Raw genomic sequence first — 24,814 nt, 5'->3', positions numbered from 1 at the left:
TTTAGTGGAAAAGATAAAAGCTCGCTTTGAGAAAACTTAAGATGTGGGACTTAGTGGTAGAAGCCTAATCCTGCTGGTAATCCTGATACTTATCCTAGCCTTTGCGGCACGCGTATCCTTTTCTGCTCCTACTTATTCTTCCCAGAACTTTGACGTGTACGACAATGCTGGCGCTGGATCAGCATACGCACAGAGCGTTGCCAATGCATTTGAGGCTGCACGATCAGCTCTTGTCAACCGGGGAGTAGGGCTTTCGTCCTCTTGTAACGGTAACAAGTACGCTGTCTACATTCAGAGCCTTTCCGGTAGTGAGGCTGGACTTACCACATGGCAGTACTCTTACGACCCTAATACTGGGAAGATTCTGAGCACCTGTATAGTGGATATAAAGATAGCTCCGGGTCTATCCCAGTCTGTCCTAACACACACTGCTTACCACGAGATGAATCACGTAGCACAGCTAGCCTATGTACAGTACAAGAACGTACTGGAGAGTTATCCATGGTACGTAGAGGCCAGCGCTGAGGGGGTTGCCGGGGCGCTCTCGGGTATCTGCGGGTGGGAGCCTTCCTACTTCCTCCAGTACAACCTCTACACCACCAACCCCTACTCCTTCAGCAACGCTGCCCCGCAGAGCTACGCTTATGGAGCCTTCTACAACTGGGTCATCTCGTCGGGGTATGCGGGTGCCGCTACCTCTTTCTCAGCATCGTTTTCAGGCAGCTCGGTCATCTCGGACTGGATAAACTCCGCCTACACGAGTTTTCTCATTGCACTCGCTAAAGGTGTCCAAATATGCGGGACGACATACCGACCTAGCTACCAGCAGGTAACGCTGGCCCCCTCTGGCTGGAGCACGCAGTTCTCTCTCGACGGTTTGAGTGCTAAATACTTCACGATCAGCTTGCCCTCACCGGGCCTAGTCACTATCTCCACGACAGGGACTCTAAGGAGCAATCTAGCATTAAACCAGCCCTTCTACGTGTCAAACGGAAGCCTCATCTTGGTCCTGGTAAATCCTAGTCTCTCCCAGGCGAACTATCAAGTCTCAATAACATTCTCACCACCACTTGCGGCAGAGATAAGGGATGGCGTCTTTAACCCCATAGATAGAACCCTCCAGCTTAGACTTTACGTAACTTATGCAGGCAAGCCCGTAGACGGTGCTGTACTAGTTAACGGGACGATGCTCACAGCCTCCTCGGGCTACGTGGACCTCACACTACAGGGCGTGAGCTGGGGCGTTTACCCCCTCGGCATAGAGTATTCTGGCGAGAAAACCACTATCACCGTTAGCGTTGAAAAGCCCTCCCTCCAACTCGTAACCCCGACCCCCCTCTACCTGTCTTCCAGTGCATATGGGAGCATAATCACGAGGGTGATTAACCCCAACAAGTTCAAAGTCTTAGCATTCTTGAAGGTTGTCGAGCCCAAGGTTGACAACCAGAGTATACTCGTGTACACCAACGTCCCCCAGAGCCTTACACTGCAGCCTGGAGCCACAGAGGTAAGGATAGAATTCAAGACTGTTGGATCTATTAGTAGAGCCCTTGGGAAAATTATACTCCAGCTAGACCCTGCCAATAATGTTGAGGCAAGCCTCCCTGTGGAGCCCGCCTCGCTTGCCGTGACCCTTGCCTCGTATAACTCCGAAAGCGACAAGACGATTGTCAGCGTAACTATACAGCCTCTATCATTACAGACACAGGTTCAGATCTCCGGCTTCTCGGGCAGTGTTGCCGTGCCGTACGCAACTTACTATGTTGGAGTTGTGACAGTAGACCTGCCCCGCTATACTGTAACTCTGACAGCCTCGCCGAAGATCGTGGCGCCCAGATGGTTACTCGCGAGCGTCAACGCCACGGTATTCACTTCGTCTTGTCCAGCTTATCCCGTGGAATACGAGGTGACCGTTAGAGTGAACTCCTCCATCATCGGAGTCTCCAAATTTCAATGCGGCAGCAAGCCTCAACTGTCCACTGATCTAAACTTCACCCTGAACCAGCTGAACGATATTATTCTCATAGCTAACGGCAACCCTTCCTGGAGCACGCGTGTCGCTGTAAAGCCACCGCGTATAGCCTGGAGGATCCTATTCCTCTAGGAGTCCTTCTATCCTGCTTCGGAGTTCTTCCAGCTCTCTGAGCATCGCGTCAATATCGTTGAGTGTCTTCCTGTATTCTGGGAGGATGTCCGCGTAAATCCTTAGGGAGGCGATGCGTGTTCGGCTGGCATGTACCTCCTCGACCGCCTCCGTCAGGGCGTGGTACGCCCTCCTCGCGTGGTCCGCCTGAAAAGCCTGCATGGCCCTGGACTCCCCCGGGTGTAGGTTGAGGCTCCCGGAGAGGGACAACGCCCGGCTGTAAGCCTCCAACGCCTCCCTGTACTCCCTCTCGACCACCCTCGACGCGTAGGCAGCCAGCCTCCCGGCGGCCTCGACGCTAGGAGGGTTGGAGACAACCGTCCACAGGAGACTCTCAGCCTCCAGCCTAGCACCCTCCTCGCCCTCCACCGCAGAGACGAGAAGCACGAGCTCGGCGAAATCCACCTCGAAATCCTCCCGTACCTCCAAAACCCTCCTCCTCGCCTGCTCCACCGCGGCGTCGAGCCCCAGCCTAACTACGTCGTCCATGGCGCTCGCCGCGGCCTCCTCGACTACCGCGCCCCTCAACACGAGCTCGCCGAGCTGGAGCTCCGGCTGGCGACGCGCCCTGACGTATATCGCCCCTACGGCCTCCCAGCTCCCCTCCACGTGCTCGCCCTCCGCGGCGAGCAGCCCGCCCTCGAGTATCCTGGCGAGCCTCCCGTCGCCGACCCGTTGAAGGACTCGTAGAAGGTCCTCCGCGTCCCTGACAGCCCTCCAATCACCCCTTGCAAGCCTGTCAAGGACTACACGCAGGTCCCAGACAGCCTCCCCGAGCTCCAAGGGGCCCGGCGTCGCCGCAGCCCTCCCCTCGACCGCTGCGAGCCTTTCAAGCCTCTCCGCGAGCTCGCCCAGCCCGTGTTGCCTGCAAAGCCCGGCGGCCTCCACCAAAAGCCTTCTAAAACTGTCAGCGTCCCGGGTGCTGAACGCCTCGACGAGCTTTGACTCCACGCTGCTCGGCAGCCCCATAAGGTTGAGGGCCCTACCGGCAATCGCGAGCGCCTCCCAAACGTCCACCTCTGCCCTTCGCGCGGCCTCCTCGAACAACCTCGCGGCTTCACTCCTCCCTGCAGCCTCGGCTACACGCCTCAACGCCTCGAGCTCCCTTCGAAGAGAGCCCGGCTCCGGCTCCGATAGACCAGCGTTTAGCTCCACAAACCTCTCCCACTCAAGCCCCCTGAGAAACTCGAGCTCCTGCCTTAGGTACGACTTGACCTCCGGGTTGACTATCGTCTTCAAGGCCTCCTCCAGCACCCTAACGTACTCCTTGAGCATCCCCTCCTCGAGCCCTGAGCCCAGAGCCCTCTGCAACGCCTCGCCAGCCCTCCACACGGCCGTTAACGCGTTAACCTCGGCCTCGCTCAAACCCATTACTCGAAGCCTGCCGCTTACAACTCTCTCAACATCCTCCAAAACCCTGGCAGCCCCTTTGACATCGCCAGACATCAGCCTGGCAGAGGCCTCGACAAGCCTCTCCCTAGCCCTCCTAGCCTCCACGTCCACTACGCCTAACGCGCCTGTAAAGCTCATGGCACGGCTGATCCTCACGCCTAGAAGCGCCACCGCGAGCGCGTCCCTTCCTACCACGGTGCGTGGAGTGTTGTACAACGCCATACCCGTGATGAACACTGCACGCTTGTAGAGCTCCCGGGGGTTTAGGAATGCCTCAAGCCACTCTATCCTGCCCGCAATGCTCGCCAGCACGCTAGCCCGGGGGTGTAGCTGGACGGGCACCTCCCCAGCCATCCTGCGGGCCTCGCTTCTAAGCGTCCCGGCCACAGCTCTAAGAAACGAATTCACGGCATGCGTGTCACGTTCCTCCCATACAAGCCTCGCAAACGTGACGGTTATCCTGGCGACGTCGCTTAGCCTGGTGGCCTCCGCGAGCCCCCTAACAGCGCTAACCACCCGGTCTACAGCACTGACGCCCGACAACAGCCGCTTATGCCTATTCAAGGCCTCCTCCACTACTGAAAGCCTGCCACTCACGTCTGCAAGCAGGGCCCTGCCTTTCTCCCTCAAGGCCTCCTTGAGCCTCCGCAGGGGATACGTGGACGCGTGCTGCCGTATCAGTCGCGGCAAAGCCTCCACGTAGACGCTTAAAGCAGCGTCATACGCGACCCTCGGCACCGGCAGCGCCTTCCCAGCCAGTGCAGACGCGATGCTCGGGAGCCTAGACACAACGATGCTCCAGTAGCTCCTACGCAGCCCCCTCGGCATGAACGCGAAGGTGACCGAGGGCCCCTCGAGGAAACCCGACAACGCGTCAACCCCTGCGACCGCGAGGCCGAATGTTATGCCTAGCAGGGCTATGAACTCGTACACGTTGATGAAGAAGCCCCTAGCCCTCTCGTAGAGCTCCAGCTTTTGCTCCGCCACCCACTCCAGCGACGAGTCGTAGAACGTGGCCGCCACCGTGGACGCGCCGACGCTTATATGCGTGTCCAGCGCTAGCCAATGCCTCACCCTCGCGGGCCTCACGAGGTGGCCGCAGTACCTCGCCTCCGCGAACTCAATAGGGATAAAGTCGTACGGTATCCCCCACTTGTAAGCGGGGTTCTCGAAAGTCGTGCACTTCGCCCAGTAGCCGGGCCCGGTCGTGGGGCAGATGTGCATCTTCGCCACCGTGTTGTTCACCAGCTCCAGGTAAACGTGGCCTCGGAGCGTAGCGTTGAGGACGCGTGCGGACTGGTTGAACCACGGGGCAATGGTTCGGCGCATCATGGATAGGTACGACTCAGGGTCGACCCCCAGGTAGCGCCTAACGGTGACTTTTACCTCGGGCACCAGGTAGTGCCTGGTCCCGTTCACCTCGATGTAGGTTAACCCCCTGTCCACTATTTGCGGGTCGCCGAGGAGCGTGCCGTACACGTACGCCTCGACCTCCGTGCAGTTCACAGTCACCGTCCTGTTACCCGGCAGCGTGACGTTACCCGTATACATCTTCTGCCTCCCCACGCCCCAGAGGCTTGCCTCGACGTAGTCTGCACGCGAGAAGTACGTCGCGTTGAACCACGGCTCCCTGCTCCACTCCACATTGACCCACGGGAAGTGGAAGCCGTCCGTAGCCACCCACGACGCGCCCTGGCCCGGCACCCACGTGATCGTGAAGACGTCGCGGTCCCTGCCGCCGGGCCCCCAGTGCACAACTATCGTGACGTTGTTGAACTCCGTGTAGTTCAGGTCCCGCACCCTGCCGGTGAGTGCGTCGGGGACCTCGCGCCCGGGCTTCACCCTAGCCGCGGGCTTCACCTCGAATACGCTAGGCGCTATCAACGACTCGTTCGGGCTCACACGTAGGGGGCCGAACCACACGGCTCTAACAGTGTAGTTGCCCGCCAGATCCACGAAGCACCTCCCCGACTGCCTAACAACTGTCCTGTTATGCGTGAGGTCCCCGAGCTCGACAAGTGCTGGAAAGCCAGCACACGTCGTGTTACCCCACTTCCCCACGCTGCCGCACGTGACGACGTTGAGGCACACCGCTCCGAGCGCGCCTTGCGGCGCCCCGGGGGCCTGAACCTCCTGGATCCTCCACGCCACAACATTTAGAGCGAAGGGCATGGCGTAGCCGAAGAACACGCCCACGGCAACAATCACCGCTCCAAGGGGCCTCGTCCTCCTGGAAACTGCCAGTGCTAGGCCGACGGGGACAAGCGTCCTCGCGTAAGGAGCCAGCAGTCCGGCTAGCTCGTAGAGGCGTGAGACCGCGTACATCGCCTGAGCACTCATCGTCGCCGCGTCCAGCGTCGCCTTGACGAGTCCGAGGCCCGCCGCCGATGCGTAGCCTATCAGGAGGCTGAGCCCGCCGCTGACTAGGGCCGCACCCCATGCAAGCGTTTCAACTATGGCTATGCCCGTGCCGAGCCACGCTGACCACCTCGGTAGCCCGCTCAGGGTTTGGTTAGCGGCCTGCTGAACCGCGTACGCGTACCTAAGCGTGAGGCTGTAGTCCAGGTAGCTGCCTGGGACGCCGAAAAGCCCTGCGACCAGGGCGACATCGAGAAACATTAACGGGAGGGCTACGACCAGTGCTGCAAGGGTTGACCAGAAGCGCTCCTCGTAGTCCCTCCTGCCCCCCACGTACAGCTTGTATGATATGTAAAGCGTCTCGAGTAGGAATAATACGTACGCTATAACAGGCGCTAGGCCTGGATCCACATTATAATAAACGTTGAACGCTTTAATAAATAATTAATTTCAGATTAATTACAAGCCTCTTACACGCGACATCAACGTGTCCATCAGGCCCCCAGAAGCCCTCGACAGCGCCGCCGCCACCGCCGTGATAACCGCTACCGCCACGGTTGCCACGGTAGCTATATAGCTTAACAGCTTGCCATCCTCTATCAGGTCTCGTAGCCGGTCTGTGAACAGCTGCTTGAACGCCTCGCTCAGCACGTCTATTATTCCTGGCTTATAACTGAACCTGAGGCTTTGAAGACTGTTGTAGACGAAGGGTGCGAGAGAGCAGCTTGCCACCACTATAGCAATCACACTAAAGACAAGGTATGATCCTATACTCCTCACGCGCCTAACACTCGCCAGGGCTATGCCTATGCTGAACATGAGCGAGCCGTAGCCTTTAACTATATACGTCAGGAAGAGCATAGCCGTCGAGAAGAACAACAGGTATTGCGCCATGAAGCGGGCAAGTATACTGCTAGCCCCGACTGTACCGGCGAGGCTGCTGAAAACCACGGTCAGTGATAAGTCACGCTCGAGCAACGCTATGCTTAACAAGTAATCTGACAGCCTCTGCTGGGCCTCCGCCCACATCCTTTCCGCTGTAGCCACGTCCACGCCCTTCACCCATCCCAGGATCGGGCCCTCGAATACGGCGATGGATAGGAGCAGTAGAGCTCCAAAGGTGAACCCCTCGAGGCTCTCCCATATCAAACTGTAGCCTCGCTCCCGTACGGAGGGCACGGGGCTATGCGTTAAGTGTAGCCCCCAGAGGGCCTCTACAAGCACGGCTGAGAAGGCCAGTGCCATGTATGACCAGTTTACTCCGCTGAGCAGCCACTCAAGCAAGACTTACACCGGTGGAAAAAAAATGTTAAGGGCTAAGGGGGTTATGCGTGTAAATATACGTCATGACGTCCACGATTAACTGCGGGACCTGTGGAAGCCCTAAAGCACTTGCCGCAATGTAGGCAATCCAGGGTGCTGCCAGGAGGATTATCAGCGTCCACACCAGCCCTGAGACAGCCTCCCATGTCTCTGTGTACCCCCTAGATGAAATTCCAGGTACACCGGTACTCGCCTGTAGCCTGCCGTAGGCCAGCTTTACAACCATGATTATCAGCACTGTGAATATCACAAACCAGTACGCGAAGCTTGCGATGAACTTCAACGTATCCGTAATCTGTGGTATGTTCGGCTGTGGGAGCTGAGCATACGCGTGCCTTGCTATTATGAGGCTCATCATCAAAACAAATACAATAAAGTTGGCTTTCTTCATCGAATAATTATTACTGTTTAGAGTATTTAAAAATTACCACTGCCTCACTGCCAGACCGGTCGGAGTACACCAGGAGACGGACCCTTCCCTGCAGTGTGGTGCTGTTCGCCGTCGCTACCCTTGCGGCGGCGAGGCACTCCCAGCAGTATAAACCGGTAGCGTTCACAGTTGTTGGGGGTAGGTAGTACACTCCCTCGACCACGGCGCCGTGCAGCGCGGCTTGAACGTCCCTTGCTAGGCGCCGGGCGTCGCTGCAGCGGTCGGGGCTGGGGGGCCTGAACACAGCCAACGCCGCGCCCAGCGCTATGATGAAGGCTAGGCCCGCGATAAGCCTATCCACGCACCACCACCCTGACGGGGATACCGAACTCGTCCCTCAGGGTGTAGTTGCCCGGCACCCCGACCCTCCAGAGGCATTGCTCCAGGGGCTTCACGTCCGCGAGGCCGGAGGGGTCGTAGATGCGCGGGCACAGCTGGGGGACGTTGAAGAACGGAGAGGCATAGCTGTGCATGTACCACAGGGTCAGGTTGTACAGCGTCCACTCCTTGCCCAGCCAGAACTTCCTGTATTTTCCAGAATACGGATAGCTCGCCGCGAGCACATAGACCTCTACGCTCTCCGAGGACGCCCTCAGCGTCTTAATCGTGAACACGGTCCTGTTCGCCACGCTCCAGCTCGACACCTCATACCTCGTATACTGGAGCACGGGGTACATCAGCATGGGCTCCGTCGCGTTCACCGCTAATACTCTCGAGACAAGCTCCTGCAGCGTCTCGTTCGTGCACCTCCCCGAGGCTAGGCAGGCCCTAGCGACGTGGACGAGCTGCGCGCACTGCATATGCCCCCTCTCGTACGCGTATATTGGCTCCACCGGGACCATGCTGGCCAAGGCTAGCAGCGTCACGCTTAACACTATGACTCCCAGCAGTGCGAGCTGGCCCCTACGCCTTCGCACACACCCTCACCACGTGGTATTGTGTAGCGTTCACCACGACTACGGCGTAGCACTGGGAGGGCCCCCCGAGAGAGCCCGCCACGAGCACTCCGTCAACATAGATGGCTTGAACAGGGACAGTTTCCCTGGTAGCGTTGAGGAAGCACTCGAGCGACTGGCACTTGAGCAGCGCGAAGGCTAAGGCCCTCTGCGCGCCGACCTGGTGCACCGGGTATACCTGGCTCACGTAGAGCCTGTACAGCAGTGTGGCTGTCACCGCCACCACGGATGCGATGGCCAGGGCTTCGAGGTGCCTCACCCTCCCACCCCGTACCCCCTATCCACGATTATGTAATTCCAGGATGAACCGGTGAAGCCTGAGAGGCTTGCAGGGTAGCACTGCCCCGCGTAGCACACCTTCCACGCCTCGCAGTGTACAGGCTTAGGCAAAACTATCATTGTCTCCGCATCGCTGGCACTAGCGTTCACCGCCTTTGCTACGAGCATAGGGTAGGGATCTCCGTGGAAAAGCCATAAACGTGACGCGAGGATAAGTAGCCCTGCGAGAAATACCGCCTCGGCTAAAACTATTATAGCCTCGTCAATCACAAGCGTTAAAACCGCTGGGAATAATTAAACATTTCCACGCGTCAACAAGAGCCGACGACGCGCCTTAGCACAATCAAGCTCCTTGCTCCGCTCCAGCAATAACCCGATACGCATCCCTGCTTAGACGCGAGTGTGAGCACGGCGTTGCCCTGCGAGGACACGCATAGGCTTGAAGCCTTCCCTGTAATGCTTGCGGAATAAAAGTATACATGAACAGTGGAGCCGTCGTCACGCACCCCAATCCAGCTCACTGCACCAGCATGAGTACCGTTGCCCCAGGAGCGCCAAGGCCTCGCCGAGGGCTCCTCGTAGACGGGCGCGCCCCTAGCCCTGAAGCAGACCAGCACCCTGCTTGCCTGGACGACGTACTCCCTACCGTCCACGGTGATGTTCAACAGCATCGGCACCTGGGAGACGTGGACCTCTAAGCCCGAGAGCCTGCCGGCCGTTAGGGCGTCCCTCACAGCGAGGGCAGCCTCGTAGCCGGGGAGGGGCTTGCTACTCAGCACGGAGGAGCGGTACGCGTACAGGGCAAGCGTGGAAGCCACTGCTAGCGCCAATACAAGCAATACTATCCTGAGATCCACGATGGGTAGAAGGGTAAAGAAATATTTATTTTTCACCCTTATGAGCGTGGCGGGTAGACCGCGGGTAAGGGCGCTATCAGCGCGGGCAGGTTGCCCCAGGCGTAGCGCTTACCCGCGAGGGAGTAGTCCATCGGCACCACGTACATGCCCACAGCGAGTCCCTTGCTCCCCTGCAGGTTCACGTTGACGCTAACCTCGGTCCCGCTCGAGCCATACGGCCCATACAATACTCCATTGTACTGGGTGAGGGGCTGGCCGCCCACGATGTTGTAGAACTCGACCCACGCGTTCACGTAGCCCACGGGCATGTCCAGGGGCGTGCTCCTGTTCAGCCACGCGAGGAGCTGTGCCCTGAGCGTGAAGCCGTCGCCTTCCCGCCACTCGAGGGGGTAGGCCATCGCCGGCACGATGTAGAGGTCCATTGCTTGCTGCTGCTCCACGGGACCCAGGGGCTGCCCGTAGGCGCCGAGCCACCACGCCTCGAGCCTCGCGGGCGTGAGCCTCCAGTCCAGCGCCTCGACCAGCCGTTCAGCGTCGAAGCTGAAGGTGAAGAACAAGCTGTTACCGCTCTCGCTCCTATTGCCCGCGACTAGCAGGGGCCTGCCGGCGACCACCAGTGCAGCTGTGAGCTCCTGCCTGGGCGGGTGGAGCTTGATGCCTAGCTTCTGCGAGTCGCTCAGGCTCGGGAGGTACGCCCAGGTGATCTCGGCGGTGAGCGTTGCGAGGATCGGCCTGTGCTGCCTCTCCGCGTCGAAGCTGCCGACCACGTATCTGGCCTGGACGTCCTTGACCTTCAAAGCGGATACTACTACGGGCTGGAGGAAGACCACCATGGTGCCGTTCTTGAAGGTGTAGGTGTACGTGAGGTTGTAGACCGCCAGCGTAGTCCCGTTGCCTAGCCAGCAGCCCGTGTCCCAGCTACCCCTGCCGACGCCGAGCCCTGCTGCCAGGGGCGACTTGTACGGGTCCCACGCCGCCAACCCGATGAGGTAGTAGGTGTCCTGCGGGAGGCCCGGCACGCCCCCCACCACCCTGGGGAAGTACATTGAAAGCTCCGTAGTATTCCTCGGGATCACCATGACGCTGCCCTTCACGTACCTCGCCCCACCCCTGCTCCAGTTCACGGGCAGCGTGACGTTGAGCTGCCGCACGTCCCTGCCTAGGGACACGTAGAAGTCACGCCCGCTACCAACGCCGTACAGGTGCGCCACGACGTACTCGCCACAAGAATGCAGGGGGTCGGCGCGGATCGCCCAGTCCCCAGCCCAGCCCCAGCTCGAGTTGAAGAGAGGCGACGCTATCGCCTCACCCGGCAGGAACAGCGTGCCAAGCCGCTCAAGGCCCACGAGCCGGGTTTGCGTCTGTGGCGTGGGGGAGATGTGTACGCGGTCCTTCGGCGCGTAGTAGCGGCACCCCGACCACCAGGTCGTGTCGCTGCACGTCGAGGTGGTCGTAGTCCCGTTGCTGAACCTGAAGACGGCGTAGCTGTACACCACGTGGTTCCCCGCCATGCACTTCCCCATCTCCACGTTCACGGTGAGCCTACCGCCCGTGAGCCGCGAAGGGTCGGGGTAGCCGTCGAGGGAGCCGTCCCACCAGTACCTCTGCACCGTGTAGACCGCAGAGGCGAAGCCGCTCGGCTCCAGCACCACGCTCCACGTCTTCTTGTAGCACTGATACGTCTCAGTCGGGTCGGGGGGGGATCTGGAGTACCCGATGACCCAGCCGCTCGGGTCTACGGGGAGCAGGGTCGTGAACGTGTTGCCCTCAGGGTCGGTGATCGTGGCCTTCACCGTGGTGGAGAAGGGGGCCGTCAGGACTAGCCAGGCCTCCGCGCCTTTCGGCGGGCACGAAGCGCTCGCCTCGACGGTGGCGCTCTTGTCGAGCGTCAGCGTGGCGACGCACCACCCGTCCTGCCAGGTGCAGCTCAGCCACTCCCACTGCGTGCTCCCCTCCCACAGCACGTGCATCCCCTGCCACGCGGCCCCGCTCTGCGCCCTACCCTTCACCGTGACGGTGGAGCCCTTCGAGTACGTGTAGGTTCCAGGCTTGGGGTCTATCTCCGCGCACCCGTCGACCTTCGTGGTCAGGGTGACGCCCTGCCCCCCTCCTCCGCCGCCACCGCCGCCGGCCTCCGCGAAGCAAGCTGCGTCGAGGTATGTGTAAGCAGAGACACCGAAGTAGTCGAGGCCGCTCTGCCCCCCGTAGACCTGCAGCCACACGGTCCAGTTGTACACGGTCACATTCGCCACTGCCCCCCCAGCCTTCACCACGTAGTCCTCGAAGAGGGTGCCTCCGATACCGCCCCCATACACTACGTAGCCCTTCATCGTGCCGCTCCGGTTGACGTACCACGTGGGCTTCAGCGATCCTCCCGCGGTCCTGTTGACCAGCTTGACGTCGAAGCTGAACTGGACAGTGTAGTTCATGCGATACCACGCGTCCCACGAGGCCCCAGACGGGTACGACAGGTACGTGGCATAGCGCCTCCAGACCGCGTACCACAGCGTCGAGTTCCAGGTGAAGTTCCGCAGGTAGACGCCGGGCCGGATGCTCCCGTACCTCTCCCTTATCTCGTTTCGGGGCACGTACGAGATCCATATCAGGTTGAGGTCGTAGGCGACGTAGCCCTTGCTGCCGTTGGGACAGGAGACGCTGACGAGGTCGGGCGACGCCGCGGCGAGCGCCGCTGAGAGAGTGGCTGCTAGGAGCGCTAGCCCTACGAATAGCCCTACGAATGCTAGCCTCATCGAGTAAATGAGAGAAACAGCCAGTATTTATTTATCACTCAGCCCCTTAGGGCTGGAGCGATACCCGCACTTTGAGCTTAGCGCTGGCCACGGTGAGGAGGAGGTAGCCCTCCCTGGCCTGCGGGTCGGGGCCGATAGTGCTGTACCCCCCTCCCAGGCACCAATACTTGGGCTTCTCGAGGACTCTGCCGTCCCTGGTGAGGGTTATCCTCACATAGCTGGGGAAGGAGCTGCAGGTGCCCGCCCCCTTGTAGCGGAGGACGGGGTTATTGCTGGTGACGACGTAGACGTCGAGGTAGGGCTTAACGTAGCTGTCCACGAGCCAAGCCTCCACGGTCACGAGGGACCAGTTGGGGGGCACCGCGATGTAGAGATCATTGCCGACTGGCTCGTCGATGAGCCAGGTGCCGTTGCCGAGGTACTCCACCCTGGCGGTCCACGGCCTCACGTCGAGCCACACGTGCCTCGGCACCGCCTCCGCCGGGATCTCCCTGCCAGCGTAGAGGACTCCGCCGGGTACGGGGCTGGGTATGCCGCCGACCACTTTCTGCACGATCGCCTCGAGCTCGGTGTCGTAGACGGGGACTACGGTTGTATTAGCCGAGGCCGTGGAGTTGAGCACGCCCGTAGGCGCGTGCACCCTGACGGCCCAGCCGACGATGCAGGGCTTCGCCTCGGGGCTCGGGGGGCAGTAAGAGGTGACGTTCACGGGCTCGCCGGCTACAGCCCCGATGACCTCCGAGCCGTTGACCCCGCGCTCCCAGCTCTTCGAGGCCAGCTTCGCGGCGAGGCCCTTAGCGTCGACGCGGAGCACCACCTTCCTGGGCTCGAAGACTGCTTTGAGCTCAGTGTCGCCGCGCACCTCCACCGCGTAGACCGGAGGGCAGGAGGGGCAGCGCTCCACGGGCGTGCCGTTCACGTAGAGCCTAGCCTGAAGGAAAGGGCTCCAGGGCTCTAGGCTAGCGAGCAGGAGCACGCCCGGCTCGGCTTCCAGCTCCTTGGAGCCCGTGCCGTTCACGGCTAAGCTACCGTTCACGTAGAGCAACCCGTCACCAGTCACCACCAGCACCACCCTCACCTTTACCCGCTCGAAGACAGCAGCGATGCTCGTGTTGCCCCTGATCCTTAGCCAGTCAGCGACCCCGGGCGAGCCGTTGACGAGGAGCTGCTTGAGCCTCCACCCGCTTGCAGGCCTGGCCTCCAGGCTGACGACGCCGGGCTCCAGGAGCAGGGTGCTGTTCGAGACTGGCGTGCCGTTGATGGCAAGGCTACCCTGCCCCAGCACGGTCACGGACAGCTTCACCTTTACAGGGGTTGTGGGGGGTGTTGAGGGGTTGAGGGGTGCCTCGCCGGGCCGGGCAGCCTGTTGCAATGCTATGAGTGCTAGAATGATGGCTGACGCTACGCCTGTAATAAATAATATTTTTCTATCCATCAAGAAAAAACGCGACACACTATAACATATACTTAACTTTGCGGGGGCTAGAAGACGTAGCGGTAGACGCTCCTCCGGCGAAGCCAGAGAAAAGCTGCGGCAGCCACGCCGAGCAGTAAGAGCACGAGAAGCCAGCTGGCGCCCTGCGGGGGCGTGGCCACAGCCGGCGTGACCACGGGGCTCGGAGTAGCGTTTTGAGGCGCCTGTAACGCGCTAGAGGCGTTTCCCAGGCCGGGCTTATACCCGGTAGCCTGCTCAACGGTTGACTGCTGGGCCTCGGGCTCCAGCCGTGTCGTCTTGTCGGGTTGAGCTGTGTCGTTACGGGGCTTTACGGGTGGCGTCGAGTTTCCATGCTGGGGGGTAACGCTGGTATTCATGGGTTTTAGAACAAGCTTCAGCCGGCCCCCAGCCAGCAATACATAGTATGTATCGCCGTCAAGCACCACTGGAGGCTGGTATATTCCCTCCAAATCAATGGAGGCGTTGAGGCTAGAACACTCGTAGTCACTGCACGCGAGGAAGCCCTCGTTAACCCTGCTTACGGCCAGCCCCTTGCCCCTCGGCAGGGGGAGTGCCGCTGCCAGCCTGCCAGCCGTATCGTAGACCTTGACCTCCCTGTCCACGACTGCGAAGCCGTCGAAGCCGTTCACTGGAAGGGCTTGGCCCCCCGTAGCCACAGGCTTCCCGTTAAAGTACACCGTGGCGTTCTTCACCCAGAGGGCGCCGGAGGGCACAGCCCACGCGGCGACCAGCCCCGTGCTGAAGACGTCCCAGAGCCCGGTGTCGAGGTCGAAGAGGAGGACGTAGCTCTCGACGCGCATCCTCACTGGGCACGTGCACGGGCTAGCGACGGTCACCGCCTTGGAGGCAGCCCTCGTAGCCGAGAGCACCTTGACGCACTTGGGCGAGGAGAGCTCGTCCAGCCTGAAGGCCTCGAAGCCCCAGGGAAGCGCGAAGGCCCGGATCACAGCGTCGCCGGCCACGAGCAGGAAGCGCTGCCCGACGAGGGGCTTACCGCTCGCCTCCACGCTCGCGAGTAGCCTGCCGCTAGGGTCGTAGACGTCCACCCTCCCGTACCTCTGGACCGCGATGTAGCCGTTCACGTCGCAGGAGAGAAGGTTGCCGGCGTCGAATAGCCTCTGTAGCGTGGGGAGCGAGAGCACGGTGCCGTTGTAGAGCACGGCTACACGGCCGTCAGTGCACGCGACGCCCGTGATTACAGGGTCGGCTAGCGCTTGGACGGCGAGCACCGTCAAGGCAGCGAGGAGGAGGGCGAGCCGGCTACCCGTCGACCCTGACAAGGACGACCACCCCGCCCGCGTTCGCGAGGGCGTAGGCGTAGCACCGGGACCTCGACGCCGAGCCCCTGGCCACGACGGTCCCGTTTGAGTAGTAGAACGTCACCCTCAACCCCCGCGGTGGCGTGTAGGCGAGGGGGTTGGAGGCGTAGAGCGACGCGTTCTTGGCTACTCGCTGCGCCGCAGCGTAGCAGTCGAGAGCGCCGGCGTATGCACTGTAAAGCCTCGCGTAGAGCGCGAGTAGTAGCAGGGTGCCCCCCACAGCCACTGCCATAGCCACAACGGCGTCAACCCTCACTCTCATCACCCGCGAGGAAGAGGACAAACCTGACGGGGTCGTGCTCCTCCCTGACTAGCCTCCAGGTGCCACGGCCGAGGGGGTCGGGGAGGCCGTTGAGGAGGAAGAGCTCCCTGAGCACAGCGTAGAAGCCTGATAGGTTTCTGGGGTGCTTGAAGCCGGCTCGCTGGAGGCGTTTCAGCGTGAGCACCGCGACCCTGCCTCTCTGCGAGGCGAGGAAGCGCGTGAGCACTCTGCTCAGCTCGTGCCAGTCGCCACTAGTCGATGCTTGCAGTGCGCTGTGATCCTCACCCTTAACTCCAGCCTTCACGCCTCGTCACCCGAACAGCGAGGGGGCCAGCGCGCTCGCAGCAGTGTAGAACAGCCAGACCGCGCCGGCGGTTATGGGTAAGTATATCGTGAGGAGGTGGGGCCGGCCCTCCCTGGCTCCCGCAGTGGCGGCCGCCAGCGTTAGACTGGTCAGAGCGAGTACGGGGTCGATGAGTTGCTGGAGCTCGAGGAGGCCTGCGGAGCTGATGCCGGCCCTGGAGAGCCACTCCCCGCCGCCCGCGAAGAGCGCTGACGTGGCGAGCACCACGGCGTATATGGCTCCGACTATCCCTGCCTCTATCAACGTGTATACCATGAATACGCGGGTCTTACTCCTAAGCCTCTTTACGAACTCCAGGATCTGGCTCGTGTACTCTTCGAGCTTGTGCAGGTTCTCGTAGCCCCCGTGCAATAGCACCTGCCACAAGCCCAGGGTGGCAGCCCTGGCGAAGCCTTTCCACTCCGGCTTCAGTAGATCCTCGGGGTCCTGAATCAATCCCTCTCTAACCAGAGAGTGGAAGGGGTTAACGACGGCCCTGGACGCGACCCTTACCATCTCCCTAGCCCTCTCCAGGCTTTTAAGCTCCCGCCTGGACCAGTGGAGATGCAGAACCGCTGCCGGGACGCTGCCCACAGCAAGCGACAGGGTCAGCGGCTGCGGGGCGTGGAGCAGGTAGGCGAGCAGGGCCACCGGTAGAGCTGCCAGTAGCGCCAGGTAAGTGCGCAGGGGCGGCGTGGGGGTGCCGAACTCCCAGGGGAAGATGACCACTCCGCTGATGAAGGCGAGCACCAAGCCGACCGATATGAGCGTGAGCGCTGCCGCGCCTGCTCCGCCGCCTACGAGCGCTAGGGTGGCGACTATCGTGGCTGGCACCGTCGAGGTGAACGTGCTGACGAGCGAGTAGAGGTTGCTGATGTTGTAGTCCGCGGTATCGAGGGTCGTGCGGAGCTCCGAGAGGACGTCCCTTAGCCTCTCCTCGAGAGCGCTTCGTGAGCCGCTGCGCTGCACCTCAACCGCCGCTTCGAGTACACGCCTCATCCGCTCGCTGTAGCCGTCCAGCCTCGCAGAGCCTAGGGCTAAATCCTCGGGATCCGGGAGGTAGTCGAAGCCGTGGCGCCTCACCTCCCTCAAAGTCGTGAGGGGTAGCTGGGGAGAAGACAGCATTATAAGCGCTAAGGGTACTGCGTCTGCCTCGCTCCTTATCCATGTAAGGCTGAGACTCATTATGATTAACCAGAAAAATTAATTTTTTAGCTTTACGCTACGGCTTTACCACTCGAAAGCTAATAGCTAGGCTGTTTCCACCCATGACCACTTGCGCCGTGCACAAGTCGCCGTCGTTCACGTTTCCCGTAACCGTGGCTTTCACTACATTGGTGCCGCCCTTGAGAAGGGTAAGGGGAGTACTGCTGCTCCAGGAGAAGCTGCCGCCGGACTGGCAGTTGCCTGAAACACTGCTGATAGACACGTCTGCGCCGCCCAAGTTGCGGAAGGTTATGTAGAGGGTACCACCAACGAGGTAGGCATCGCTGACGTCTATGACTGGCTGCCTTGTTGCGCTGTAAGTGGAAGAGAAGATGAACCATGTTACGAGGCCCGCGGCCACAATGCTAGCAATTGTCACCAGCACAGTGACAATGGGTGGTATCCCGCCAGCGCGCTTCATCGTTTAGAAAACGCAACTTGTAACTATAAATATTACGCAAGGGAAAAAAAGAAGTAGATTTTTAGGGCTTTTTAGGGCTTGGCCACGGCGAAGCTAACCTGGGTGCCGTCCGCGGTCTGGAGGGTGGCCAGCGCGCCGTCAGGTATGTTGCCGAGGTTGAAGCCCGCGCCGGCGCTATACTTGCATGAGAGGCTCCTGCCGGGGTCTAGGCTGGTGGCGCCGCCCAGGCAGCCGGCGAAGGTGAAGGTGACGGGGTTCTTGTTGACGTCCCCGACGACGATGAGGCTGCCGGTGAGGCCCAGGGGGGCCGTGCCATCGTTCTTCAGGGTGACGTAGAGCGAGCCGTTCGCGTAGACTGTTGGCTGGCCGACTACGCTTACGAGCGTGGCCCTGGTGCCCCGGGCAGTGGAGGCGTAGAGGAAGTATGCGACGAGAGCGGCTGCGACGACGCTAGCTATTATGATTATCACTGTAACAATAGGGGGAATGGCCGCTCTTCTTCGAGTCATCAATAATACTCTTCTGGCGACCCTTATATATAATTTTTCAAGACGCCTGTGCGGAGGCAAAAAATTAATACCCGTAGCACCATATTTGTGAACAGAGATATGATTGTTGTAACCTTCAGCGGAAGCAAGGGAGGAGTCGGCAAGACGACTTTAGCCATAGCTTTATCAATAGTATTGTCGCCGAGCCTGCTAGTAGATGCTAGTAGCGAGGGCGGCGCAACCTCCTACTTGCTAGGGGATGCCCCGCCACCCTACCTTAGCCAGGATCCAGCCGGAAGCCTCAGGAGAGTTGAGCTTTTCGACGGAGTGCCACTGTTCATGGCTGTGAACCGCGGTGCAATAGACCCTGGTCGAGTAGCCGAGTTTGTGCGTGGACTTAACGAATTCGACATAATCATAATTGATTTGCCCGCCCTCACGGATATCGAAACCATGAGGAGGTACTTGCCGCTTTTCTACATTGCAGACACGATTCTAAGCGTAGTAGAGCCGACACAGCCCTCGATACTCACGGGCTTGAAGCGCTTCGGCGAGAAACGGGTGGTAGTGGCTCTAAACGTGCCTAGGCCGCTGCCAGGCGTAGCCGTTGACACGTATAGGAGGATAGTTGAGAGTTTCGCGAGGAGGCACGGCTATGGTTTCGTGCTCGTGCCCTACGAGCCCGCGATAACGAGGCTAAGCCCAGCCACAGTCAACGTCTTAAACTACACCTCCCCGAGCTTTGACAAGGCAATAGCATCGCTTGCAAGGCTCATAAAGAATAAATAATAGCGTCAGGTATACTGTTTTCGATGAGCTTCATACTTAAGAAAGATAAGGACAAGAGAATGGATCCGACCGAGGACTTCTTCAGCATGGTTCGGGAGCCAGTGGAGCAGGTTAAAGCTGGGCAAGACGCGCCTTACGCGAGCCTGCCCCAAGCTCTAGACAAGAATGTTAAAGAAGTAAAGCCATCGCCCCTAGGGAATCAGGCTGTCGGTGAACCCCCTCTTATCACAAAGCTGGACGAGATCATGAATGCACTAAGAGAGGCTGGAGTAAACCCCAAGCCCCTCGAGGAGCTTAAGAGCCTGACCTTAGAGCTGGACAATCGCATTCAAATGCTTGAGAAAGAGATAGAGGAGAAGAAAAAGCAACTTGAAACGCTCCGCTACGCCCGTAGCATTTTGGCGAAAATGGGCATCTAGGCATGCCGCTGACCAGGATAAAAATATCTAAAAAGCGTGAGCCACGAGGAGGGCCGGAAAGTCAGCCTACTGAGAAGAAGCCCTCAAGGTTCAAGCTGGGCCTTCAGGTTCTCAGACCCCCCAGGGGCAAGCTTAGCAGCGGGGAGCCACAGATACACGAGCCCATCCAGGGAGAGGCGTTGAGGGTTAAGAGTGGCTATATTGTATTTGGGAATGGTGTTGTAAGAGTATTTCCTACGGTTGAGGGGCCCTGGGGGCCCTTGCAGCCGCTCATCGACTACCCGGGCACCCAAGAGGTGTTTATCAGGGAGGATAACGGCGAAGTACACGTCACGGCCGGGATAGGTGGCAGACGATATGTTGTTGAGCACCAGGGGTTGAACGTCGAGGCCTTAGCACAGCGTATAGCCATCGTGAGCGGGATACCGCTTAGCGAGAAGAACCCACAGGACTCGGGCGACTTTCACGGCTGGAGGGTAAACATCTCTCTGCCACAATTATCAGGGGGCTGGCAGATCAGCGCAGCGAGGATAGTAGTCAAGACGGAGCCCTTCAAAGCGGAGCCCCTGCTGCTGGCGCGCCTTGTGACCCTCGCGGCGTCGCCGTCCAGCATAGTCTTCGTGGGCCCGCCGGGCAGCGGCAAGACCACCGCGCTCATCGGGGTCCTCAGCACAATCGTGAAGCTGTGGCCCTCTTTAAGGGTATCTATCGTCGAGGAGGAGCCGGAGGTGGCGACGCGGGTCTACGGCCCCAGCATCGTCAAGTACTTCAGCTTCGGCGGCAGGACGGTGACGGACAACATACGTGCAACGCGCAGGTACGACAGGCCCGACCTGCTCGTGGTGGGCGAGCTGAGGGGTGAGGAGGTGCCCTCCTGGTTTGAAGCTGCGGGCAGCGGGATCCCCGTCTTGACTACGGCGCACAGCACCGGGCTGGTGGACGCGGTCAAGAGGCTAGACACGCTTATTCAGGCTTCAGGCCTGAAGGCGAGCGTATTGGACGCGGTGAGGGTATGGGCGGTATGCGGCAAGACTATAAGCAGCGAGGGGGGGATTCAGCGGGGCGTACAAGCTGTCTACGTGCTGACAGAGGAGGGCTTCACGCCAATCTTCAAGGGGAGATACCTGCCCGAGGAGGAGTTCCTGAGCCTCCTGCCGCCCGAGCTCCAGCTGGGGCTTGGAGAATCAAATGAGGCTGAGACGGTATACAGTAGGGTGAAGGAGGCCTTGGACGCCAAAGGGAAGGATTACATATTCCAGAAGTTTGAGGCTATACCTCTCGGGGTGGATACAGGTGACTTTTAGAGTACTAGAGGAGTTGTTGAAGAGGCTTGGGCTCATGGACGAGGAGGATCCATTGAAGAGAGAGATTGAAGAGGCAAGGAGGCTAGCGAGAGCTACCGTAAAAGCCACTGTTGAAACCGAGAAGAGGGCGAGAAAAAGGAGGAGAGCGGGAGGGCTTTTCTCCGTACGCCTGGAGGAGGAGCCTGTTCTCCCTGAGGAGCTCACCTAGGCCGCTGACCACAATTGGACTCTACGAGCCAAAATTGGACTCTACGAGCCAATCTTGGCTCTCTTTGCCAGCCCCTCTTCAAGGAGCTCGTTCACAGCCTCGTCGAACGTTACACTGCGGGACCTCGCGTAGTCCTCCACACGCTCCACAAGGTCGCGGCGCAGCGCGACTACACGCTCCACCATTTCGAGCCGCGCGACCTCCCTCATCACGCGCTCGAGCCTTGAAGGCTCGGCGAGGCTGGGGTTAGTCCATACTCGCTTCGCAACGATCTCCAGCTCGGAGGTCGATAAGCCGAGCTCTCCCGCCCTCCTTGCCACGTAGTCGAGCAGGGCATCCCTCTCCTGGGGCTTTATCTCGCCCCGTGCCGACAGCCTGTCGAGAACCGATGCGACGACAGCGATACCCGTGCGGCTCACGCCCCTCCTCCTCTCCGAACTCGGAGGCCTGCCTGGCCTGCTCCCATGGACGCGCTCCTGGATATGCTGCACCTTCCTATACAGCCTCAGTGCACGCCTTACTTGGTCAAGGGCGAGCATTAAGCGGAGGGAGATTTCCTCCTCGCTGAGCCCGAGCTCGTGGAGCCGTGCGAGGCCTAGGCCCACTTCCTCTGGGGTGAGGGTGTTTTGGCGGAGGTTCTCGGCTAGGCTGAGCTCGAGGGCTTCCTGGTCGCTGAGCTCCCTGACCTGGCATGGGACGCCGTTGGCGAAGAGCTTCGCGAAAACCTCGGGCTTCTCCCTCTGCAGGAGCTTGATCGCCTCGAGCCGCATCCTCCCGCTGACAACACCATAATAGTCGTCCTCTCTTCTGACAACCAGGGGGTGCAGTAGCCCCCTAACAGCGATATCCTCCGCGAGGGCGCGAACCCGCTCGGGATCTACGCGCTGCCTCACATTAACGATACTGGGCTTCAGCTTATCTGACGGTATGAGAGTAATCTGCTCCACGGGGAAAACAAAAAGGCATAAACGTAATAAGTTTTGCACACGTCAATTAAAAGTCGTCCATGATGCATATCAGTTATAATGCATGATCAATAGTATATGTCTTGTAACGAGGAGGAAGCCCAGAGGAAAGCCCTAGAACTGGTCGAGTCAGGCAGGGATCCAGACATCCTAGTCCTGCTCTTCATGTCCTTTTATGACTACGTGACGCTAATGGACATACGCTACGCGTTGGGGGGTGGTAAGCGCTTCACCAGCAGCACTCGCGCCCTTTCCGCCATCAATGCACTGAAGCAGGCCGGCTTGGTCGATGAGCTTGTTTTCAGGACCGCGCGGCGAGTAGTGCGGCTCTACAGGCTCAACGAGTGCGGGAAAAGGGTAGCCGAAAAGCTTAAATACCTGATTGAGTCCCCCCCGGAGTAAAACCCCTACCCTTTATAGCCCTTCCCCGCGTTTTTCCAGGCATGAGGCCCGGTGAAAAGCCTAGACTAAGGAAAAGGCTTGAAAGAGTTCTTGTATATGCTGGGCTTGAAGAAGTAAATGGTCTAAGGTTTACCCGGAGGACGGCTAAGCTTGCCAGGAGGCTGTTAGCCCTGCTAGCTCGGCAAGCTTAAGAAGGGCTATGCGCGCGTTTCCCCCTCTGCGGACACCCTCCTCGGCTGCCAAGCGTATATCATAGTCGCTTAAAGGTAAGTTTAGACGTATTACTCTTTCTCTCAGTATTTCTTCTAGCTCTTGTAGAGTGTACGGCTTTAGCTCTACTATTGGTAGATCTTTGAGCTCCTCTGCTTGGAGCTGCGGGTGAATTACGACGAGCTTCCAAGGGAGCTCTTTAACTAGCCTCACCAACTGGGCCGTCCTTTTAGCCAGGGTATAGTCGTCCAGTATGATTAGCCCCGGGGCTATACGCCGACGTATGCAGTCGTAAGTCCTGCACTGGAAGCAGTTGATGTAGGTTTGCTTGAAGCCTTTTGCAGCCATTAATGCCAGGGTTGTCTTGCCGACTCCTACTGGACCCCTGATGACTAGGCTTTCCCCGCCTCTAAGTAGCTCGAGAGTCTCGCGTAGCTTGTCCTCACGGAAGAGGAGCTTTTGAGGCGGGGCCAGCAACTGCTCTATAAGCTTGACCGCCACTACGTGTCCCTCTTCTTGTGAAGGACCTGCAGCCATGGATTGTCCTTCACGAAGTCCGGCAATTCCTCGTTAGTCGCAGGGTGAGGGGTGAGAGGCTGTCTTTGCAGTCCATGCAGGGCAGCCTCTAGCCTCTCGACGGCCTGGCGCAACTCTTCAACCGTTTTTCTAAGCTCTTCCAGCTCTAGAACAAGCTCCCGTAGACTCGGGTCATCATTCCTCCTGTGTTTCTTCATGTGGGCTGCGAGCTGTTGTGCGGTTGAGAAGGCTTCACCGCATATGCTGCAGGTGTAGAACTCGTTGCCGCACACCAGGCAGCGGCACTTGGAGCCACTGCATTGCACCTCATTGCTCCCGCACTTCGGACACTTCACAGTGATAATATAATTAGCACTGATTTAAAGATGACGCAGTGCGACGCATTACGCCCGCGCAATGCGACGTATTACGCTCAAGACAACGTAATGCGACGCATTACGGCGACGTAATACGTCGTAATGCAGTATTTTGAATTCAAGATAGCGCATTGCGGCGCATTACGCCGGCGCATTGCGACGTATTACGCTTTCTACAAAACGAGACTAAAGCCTCTATCGCTATTTCCTCCCAGTTGTTTATCTCCAGCTTCTCGTTCATGCCTATGATCGAGACTCTTGGACGGTATTGAAAGTTAAGCATAACTAGGAGGCCGTAGAGTGAAGCTTGTACTTTCTCATAGCTCTTGAAGCCGTCATAACTCTTCAGCTCGGCAACCTCTACAGGCAAGCCGTCTACAAATAGAACCTGGTCAACCACACCGAGAAGCCAGCCAAACCGGAACCTCCAAGCCACTGGGAGGGGGAGCGATATCCTTGAATGATTCAAAACCTCGAATGGGTCTAGACCCCATATCTTGGAGTGTACTCTGCGACCCTCGGAGACGCCCCTGCCCTGGCCACGGGACCCGGAGGCGACCTCGGTGACGTAGTATACGTCTTTCGCGGCCCGGGCTTTCTCCCACCTTTCGAGTGTAGCCCTCAGCTGGGCGTCTAGAAGGCTACCTGGCATCGTGGAGCCCGTCTTCCTCGATTCTAAACTCTACACTCGCGCCACGGGCGACGCGCGGGCTGTCCAAGACCTCGAGGAGGAATGCATCGCCCGTTTTCTTCAAAAGGAAGCGGTGCGTACTTGCATGGGCTATAATGTTGCCGCCCGCCGGTATCTTCAACGCGATACCGCTGGGCAACGGGTGGGTGAGGACCTGGTTGGTGATGACCGCGACGGCGCCGTACACCCTAGCCCACCTCTTAACCCAGTCAAGCAGGTAGTTGATCGCCTGCTGGCGCCTCGCGAGCCACTCGATACCCCTGTACTGGGCTCTATAAAGCGCTATAACAGAGTCCACTATGACAAGCCTGGCACCGGCTTCAAGGTAGCTGTTCAGCTGGCCCTTTACGAAGCTCTCGAGCTCGCCCGTGTTTAGCGGTCTATAAACAGTAATACTCTTTAGCGCCTCTGTGCCGTCTATGTTGAACCTCTCCGCAATCTTTTGTACCCTCGGAGGACTGAAGGTCCCCTCCGTGTCGATGTAGACAGCCTTGCCCTGCAGGCCGCCCTTTTCCGCGGGCAGCTGAACCATCACACTGAGCTGGTGGCAGAGCTGGGTCTTCCCGGTGCCGAACTCTCCGGCGAACTCGTAGAGGTCCCCGGGCCGCAGGCCTCCGCCTAGCAGCTCGTCCAGCGCCTTGACTCCGGTGGTGAGCCGTGGCCCCGCCTCCTCGAGCTCTAGGAGCTCCGCCGCCGTCACCGCGCGATTGTCGAAGCCGACGACCGACTTGGCGGCCTGACGAAGCCGCTGTGCGACATCGTAGCCGGACAAACCGAGGAGCTCGATCAACTCATCTGGTGTTGACGCGATGATGAAACGCATGCCACTCTCACTCAGGAGGCCCTGTGCCTTTAGCTTTCCTATGAGTGTCGGTCCCAGGCCGAGCCCTTTCAACTTTTCCAATATGTCTTCCACAATGAATTAAATGTACGCTACTCAATTTAATTTT

At 59.3% G+C, this 24,814-nt stretch carries 29 protein-coding genes; 8 read left to right on the top strand and 21 right to left on the bottom strand.

What is annotated here, in order from left to right:
• Positions 1-43: 43 nt before the first annotated feature.
• Entirely contained in the window at positions 44-2,104 is a 2,061-nt protein-coding gene (locus MA03_RS07310) for a hypothetical protein (protein ID WP_052884624.1), read from the top strand.
• On the opposite strand, the gene MA03_RS07305 is transcribed toward MA03_RS07310, so the two are convergent.
• The 10 genes from MA03_RS07305 to MA03_RS07260 all read right to left on the bottom strand — a co-directional run bounded on the left by MA03_RS07305 (position 2,093) and on the right by MA03_RS07260 (position 13,557).
• Positions 2,093-6,304, bottom strand: coding sequence for a coiled-coil domain-containing protein (locus tag MA03_RS07305; protein ID WP_052884623.1), 4,212 nt, complete (start codon positions 6,302-6,304; stop codon positions 2,093-2,095). The two genes, MA03_RS07310 and MA03_RS07305, sit on opposite strands and share 12 nt — an antisense overlap.
• Before the next feature lie 48 nt (positions 6,305-6,352).
• Positions 6,353-7,177 carry a hypothetical protein gene (locus MA03_RS07300; RefSeq protein ID WP_052884622.1) on the bottom strand — a complete coding sequence of 275 codons (825 nt, stop codon included), beginning with the start codon at positions 7,175-7,177 and terminating at the stop codon, positions 6,353-6,355.
• A 25-nt stretch (positions 7,178-7,202) separates the two neighbouring features.
• On the bottom strand, positions 7,203-7,607 hold the full coding sequence (locus MA03_RS07295) for a hypothetical protein (protein WP_052884621.1): 405 nt from the start codon (positions 7,605-7,607) through the stop codon (positions 7,203-7,205).
• Positions 7,608-7,617: 10 nt separating this feature from the next.
• Complete coding sequence (locus tag MA03_RS07290; protein WP_052884620.1) at positions 7,618-7,947, bottom strand: hypothetical protein; 330 nt, start codon at positions 7,945-7,947, stop codon at positions 7,618-7,620.
• Positions 7,940-8,563, bottom strand: coding sequence for a hypothetical protein (locus MA03_RS07285; protein WP_191118529.1), 624 nt, complete (start codon positions 8,561-8,563; stop codon positions 7,940-7,942). Before MA03_RS07285 ends, MA03_RS07290 begins: the two co-directional genes overlap by 8 nt.
• Positions 8,550-8,771, bottom strand: a complete 222-nt coding sequence (locus tag MA03_RS07280) for a hypothetical protein (protein WP_191118528.1) — start codon at positions 8,769-8,771, stop codon at positions 8,550-8,552. Before MA03_RS07280 ends, MA03_RS07285 begins: the two co-directional genes overlap by 14 nt.
• Positions 8,772-8,857: 86 nt before the next feature.
• Positions 8,858-9,151, bottom strand: coding sequence for a hypothetical protein (locus tag MA03_RS07275; RefSeq protein ID WP_052884617.1), 294 nt, complete (start codon positions 9,149-9,151; stop codon positions 8,858-8,860).
• Positions 9,152-9,192: 41 nt separating this feature from the next.
• Positions 9,193-9,774 (bottom strand): hypothetical protein, encoded by a 582-nt coding sequence (locus MA03_RS07270; protein WP_052884616.1) that lies wholly within the window; start codon positions 9,772-9,774, stop codon positions 9,193-9,195.
• A gap of 2 nt (positions 9,775-9,776) precedes the next feature.
• The gene (locus tag MA03_RS07265; protein WP_052884615.1) at positions 9,777-12,488 is read right to left on the bottom strand and encodes a hypothetical protein; all 2,712 of its coding nucleotides are present in this window, start codon (positions 12,486-12,488) and stop codon (positions 9,777-9,779) included.
• 46 nt (positions 12,489-12,534) lie between these two features.
• The gene (locus MA03_RS07260; protein ID WP_219731633.1) at positions 12,535-13,557 is read right to left on the bottom strand and encodes a hypothetical protein; all 1,023 of its coding nucleotides are present in this window, start codon (positions 13,555-13,557) and stop codon (positions 12,535-12,537) included.
• 85 nt (positions 13,558-13,642) lie between these two features.
• Here MA03_RS07260 and MA03_RS08905 point away from each other — a divergent pair, with 85 nt between their 5' ends.
• Complete coding sequence (locus MA03_RS08905; protein ID WP_219731632.1) at positions 13,643-13,948, top strand: hypothetical protein; 306 nt, start codon at positions 13,643-13,645, stop codon at positions 13,946-13,948.
• A 22-nt stretch (positions 13,949-13,970) separates the two neighbouring features.
• Here MA03_RS08905 and MA03_RS07255 read toward each other — a convergent pair whose 3' ends face one another.
• The 6 genes from MA03_RS07255 to MA03_RS07230 form a co-directional block, all read right to left on the bottom strand.
• Positions 13,971-15,224 carry a hypothetical protein gene (locus tag MA03_RS07255; protein ID WP_191118527.1) on the bottom strand — a complete coding sequence of 418 codons (1,254 nt, stop codon included), beginning with the start codon at positions 15,222-15,224 and terminating at the stop codon, positions 13,971-13,973.
• Positions 15,205-15,519, bottom strand: a complete 315-nt coding sequence (locus MA03_RS07250) for a hypothetical protein (RefSeq protein WP_052884612.1) — start codon at positions 15,517-15,519, stop codon at positions 15,205-15,207. The genes MA03_RS07255 and MA03_RS07250 overlap by 20 nt, the downstream gene beginning before the upstream one ends.
• Positions 15,509-15,829: a hypothetical protein gene (locus MA03_RS07245; RefSeq protein WP_052884611.1), complete on the bottom strand. Its 321-nt coding sequence runs from the start codon at positions 15,827-15,829 to the stop codon at positions 15,509-15,511. Before MA03_RS07245 ends, MA03_RS07250 begins: the two co-directional genes overlap by 11 nt.
• A gap of 6 nt (positions 15,830-15,835) precedes the next feature.
• Positions 15,836-17,053: a hypothetical protein gene (locus MA03_RS07240; RefSeq protein ID WP_052884610.1), complete on the bottom strand. Its 1,218-nt coding sequence runs from the start codon at positions 17,051-17,053 to the stop codon at positions 15,836-15,838.
• 37 nt (positions 17,054-17,090) lie between these two features.
• Positions 17,091-17,453, bottom strand: coding sequence for a hypothetical protein (locus MA03_RS07235; protein ID WP_191118525.1), 363 nt, complete (start codon positions 17,451-17,453; stop codon positions 17,091-17,093).
• Between the two features lie 113 nt (positions 17,454-17,566).
• Entirely contained in the window at positions 17,567-18,004 is a 438-nt protein-coding gene (locus tag MA03_RS07230) for a hypothetical protein (RefSeq protein WP_052884608.1), read from the bottom strand.
• Positions 18,005-18,103: 99 nt separating this feature from the next.
• Here MA03_RS07230 and MA03_RS07225 point away from each other — a divergent pair, with 99 nt between their 5' ends.
• The 4 genes from MA03_RS07225 to MA03_RS07210 are packed head-to-tail and all read left to right on the top strand — an operon-like array spanning position 18,104 to position 20,703.
• Positions 18,104-18,772, top strand: a complete 669-nt coding sequence (locus tag MA03_RS07225; protein WP_191118524.1) for a ParA family protein — start codon at positions 18,104-18,106, stop codon at positions 18,770-18,772.
• Positions 18,773-18,795: 23 nt separating this feature from the next.
• Positions 18,796-19,191 (top strand): hypothetical protein, encoded by a 396-nt coding sequence (locus MA03_RS07220; RefSeq protein ID WP_052884606.1) that lies wholly within the window; start codon positions 18,796-18,798, stop codon positions 19,189-19,191.
• 2 nt (positions 19,192-19,193) lie between these two features.
• Positions 19,194-20,495, top strand: coding sequence for an ATPase, T2SS/T4P/T4SS family (locus MA03_RS07215; RefSeq protein ID WP_052884605.1), 1,302 nt, complete (start codon positions 19,194-19,196; stop codon positions 20,493-20,495).
• Positions 20,485-20,703, top strand: a complete 219-nt coding sequence (locus MA03_RS07210; RefSeq protein WP_052884604.1) for a hypothetical protein — start codon at positions 20,485-20,487, stop codon at positions 20,701-20,703. The genes MA03_RS07215 and MA03_RS07210 overlap by 11 nt, the downstream gene beginning before the upstream one ends.
• 41 nt (positions 20,704-20,744) lie before the next feature.
• Here MA03_RS07210 and MA03_RS07205 read toward each other — a convergent pair whose 3' ends face one another.
• On the bottom strand, positions 20,745-21,650 hold the full coding sequence (locus MA03_RS07205; RefSeq protein WP_052884603.1) for a ParB/RepB/Spo0J family partition protein: 906 nt from the start codon (positions 21,648-21,650) through the stop codon (positions 20,745-20,747).
• Positions 21,651-21,746: 96 nt separating this feature from the next.
• On the opposite strand from MA03_RS07205, the gene MA03_RS07200 reads away from it, so the two are divergent.
• Together MA03_RS07200 and MA03_RS08805 are read left to right on the top strand one after the other, a co-directional pair.
• The gene (locus tag MA03_RS07200) at positions 21,747-22,070 is read left to right on the top strand and encodes a hypothetical protein (RefSeq protein ID WP_052884602.1); all 324 of its coding nucleotides are present in this window, start codon (positions 21,747-21,749) and stop codon (positions 22,068-22,070) included.
• Between the two features lie 41 nt (positions 22,071-22,111).
• Entirely contained in the window at positions 22,112-22,261 is a 150-nt protein-coding gene (locus tag MA03_RS08805) for a hypothetical protein (protein ID WP_191118523.1), read from the top strand.
• Here MA03_RS08805 and MA03_RS07195 read toward each other — a convergent pair.
• From MA03_RS07195 to MA03_RS07180, 4 genes are all read right to left on the bottom strand, one after another.
• Positions 22,215-22,817 (bottom strand): nSTAND3 domain-containing NTPase, encoded by a 603-nt coding sequence (locus MA03_RS07195; RefSeq protein WP_191118522.1) that lies wholly within the window; start codon positions 22,815-22,817, stop codon positions 22,215-22,217. The two genes, MA03_RS08805 and MA03_RS07195, sit on opposite strands and share 47 nt — an antisense overlap.
• The gene (locus tag MA03_RS08800) at positions 22,781-23,152 is read right to left on the bottom strand and encodes a C2H2-type zinc finger protein (RefSeq protein WP_191118521.1); all 372 of its coding nucleotides are present in this window, start codon (positions 23,150-23,152) and stop codon (positions 22,781-22,783) included. Before MA03_RS08800 ends, MA03_RS07195 begins: the two co-directional genes overlap by 37 nt.
• A 139-nt stretch (positions 23,153-23,291) precedes the next feature.
• Positions 23,292-23,825, bottom strand: coding sequence for a hypothetical protein (locus tag MA03_RS07185; protein WP_052884599.1), 534 nt, complete (start codon positions 23,823-23,825; stop codon positions 23,292-23,294).
• Positions 23,815-24,780: an AAA family ATPase gene (locus MA03_RS07180; protein WP_052884598.1), complete on the bottom strand. Its 966-nt coding sequence runs from the start codon at positions 24,778-24,780 to the stop codon at positions 23,815-23,817. Before MA03_RS07180 ends, MA03_RS07185 begins: the two co-directional genes overlap by 11 nt.
• Positions 24,781-24,814: the final 34 nt, after the last annotated feature.

Origin of the sequence: Thermofilum uzonense (genome assembly GCF_000993805.1) — an archaeon.
Lineage (GTDB): Archaea > Thermoproteota > Thermoprotei > Thermofilales > Thermofilaceae > Thermofilum > Thermofilum uzonense.
The sequence above is the reverse complement of the archived record's forward strand: the minus strand, read 5'-3'. Positions and strand labels throughout refer to the sequence as shown.

Coding starts and splice junctions, on each gene's coding strand:
- MA03_RS07295 (WP_052884621.1), bottom strand. CDS start 7,607: ATGAAGAAAGCCAACTTTATTGTATTTGTTTTGATGATGAGCCTCATA.
- MA03_RS07265 (WP_052884615.1), bottom strand. CDS start 12,488: ATGAGGCTAGCATTCGTAGGGCTATTCGTAGGGCTAGCGCTCCTAGCA.
- MA03_RS07240 (WP_052884610.1), bottom strand. CDS start 17,053: ATGAGTCTCAGCCTTACATGGATAAGGAGCGAGGCAGACGCAGTACCC.
- MA03_RS07230 (WP_052884608.1), bottom strand. CDS start 18,004: ATGACTCGAAGAAGAGCGGCCATTCCCCCTATTGTTACAGTGATAATC.
- MA03_RS07225 (WP_191118524.1), top strand. CDS start 18,104: ATGATTGTTGTAACCTTCAGCGGAAGCAAGGGAGGAGTCGGCAAGACG.
- MA03_RS07220 (WP_052884606.1), top strand. CDS start 18,796: ATGAGCTTCATACTTAAGAAAGATAAGGACAAGAGAATGGATCCGACC.
- MA03_RS07215 (WP_052884605.1), top strand. CDS start 19,194: ATGCCGCTGACCAGGATAAAAATATCTAAAAAGCGTGAGCCACGAGGA.
- MA03_RS07200 (WP_052884602.1), top strand. CDS start 21,747: ATGTCTTGTAACGAGGAGGAAGCCCAGAGGAAAGCCCTAGAACTGGTC.
- MA03_RS08805 (WP_191118523.1), top strand. CDS start 22,112: ATGAGGCCCGGTGAAAAGCCTAGACTAAGGAAAAGGCTTGAAAGAGTT.
- MA03_RS07195 (WP_191118522.1), bottom strand. CDS start 22,817: ATGGCTGCAGGTCCTTCACAAGAAGAGGGACACGTAGTGGCGGTCAAG.
- MA03_RS07185 (WP_052884599.1), bottom strand. CDS start 23,825: ATGCCAGGTAGCCTTCTAGACGCCCAGCTGAGGGCTACACTCGAAAGG.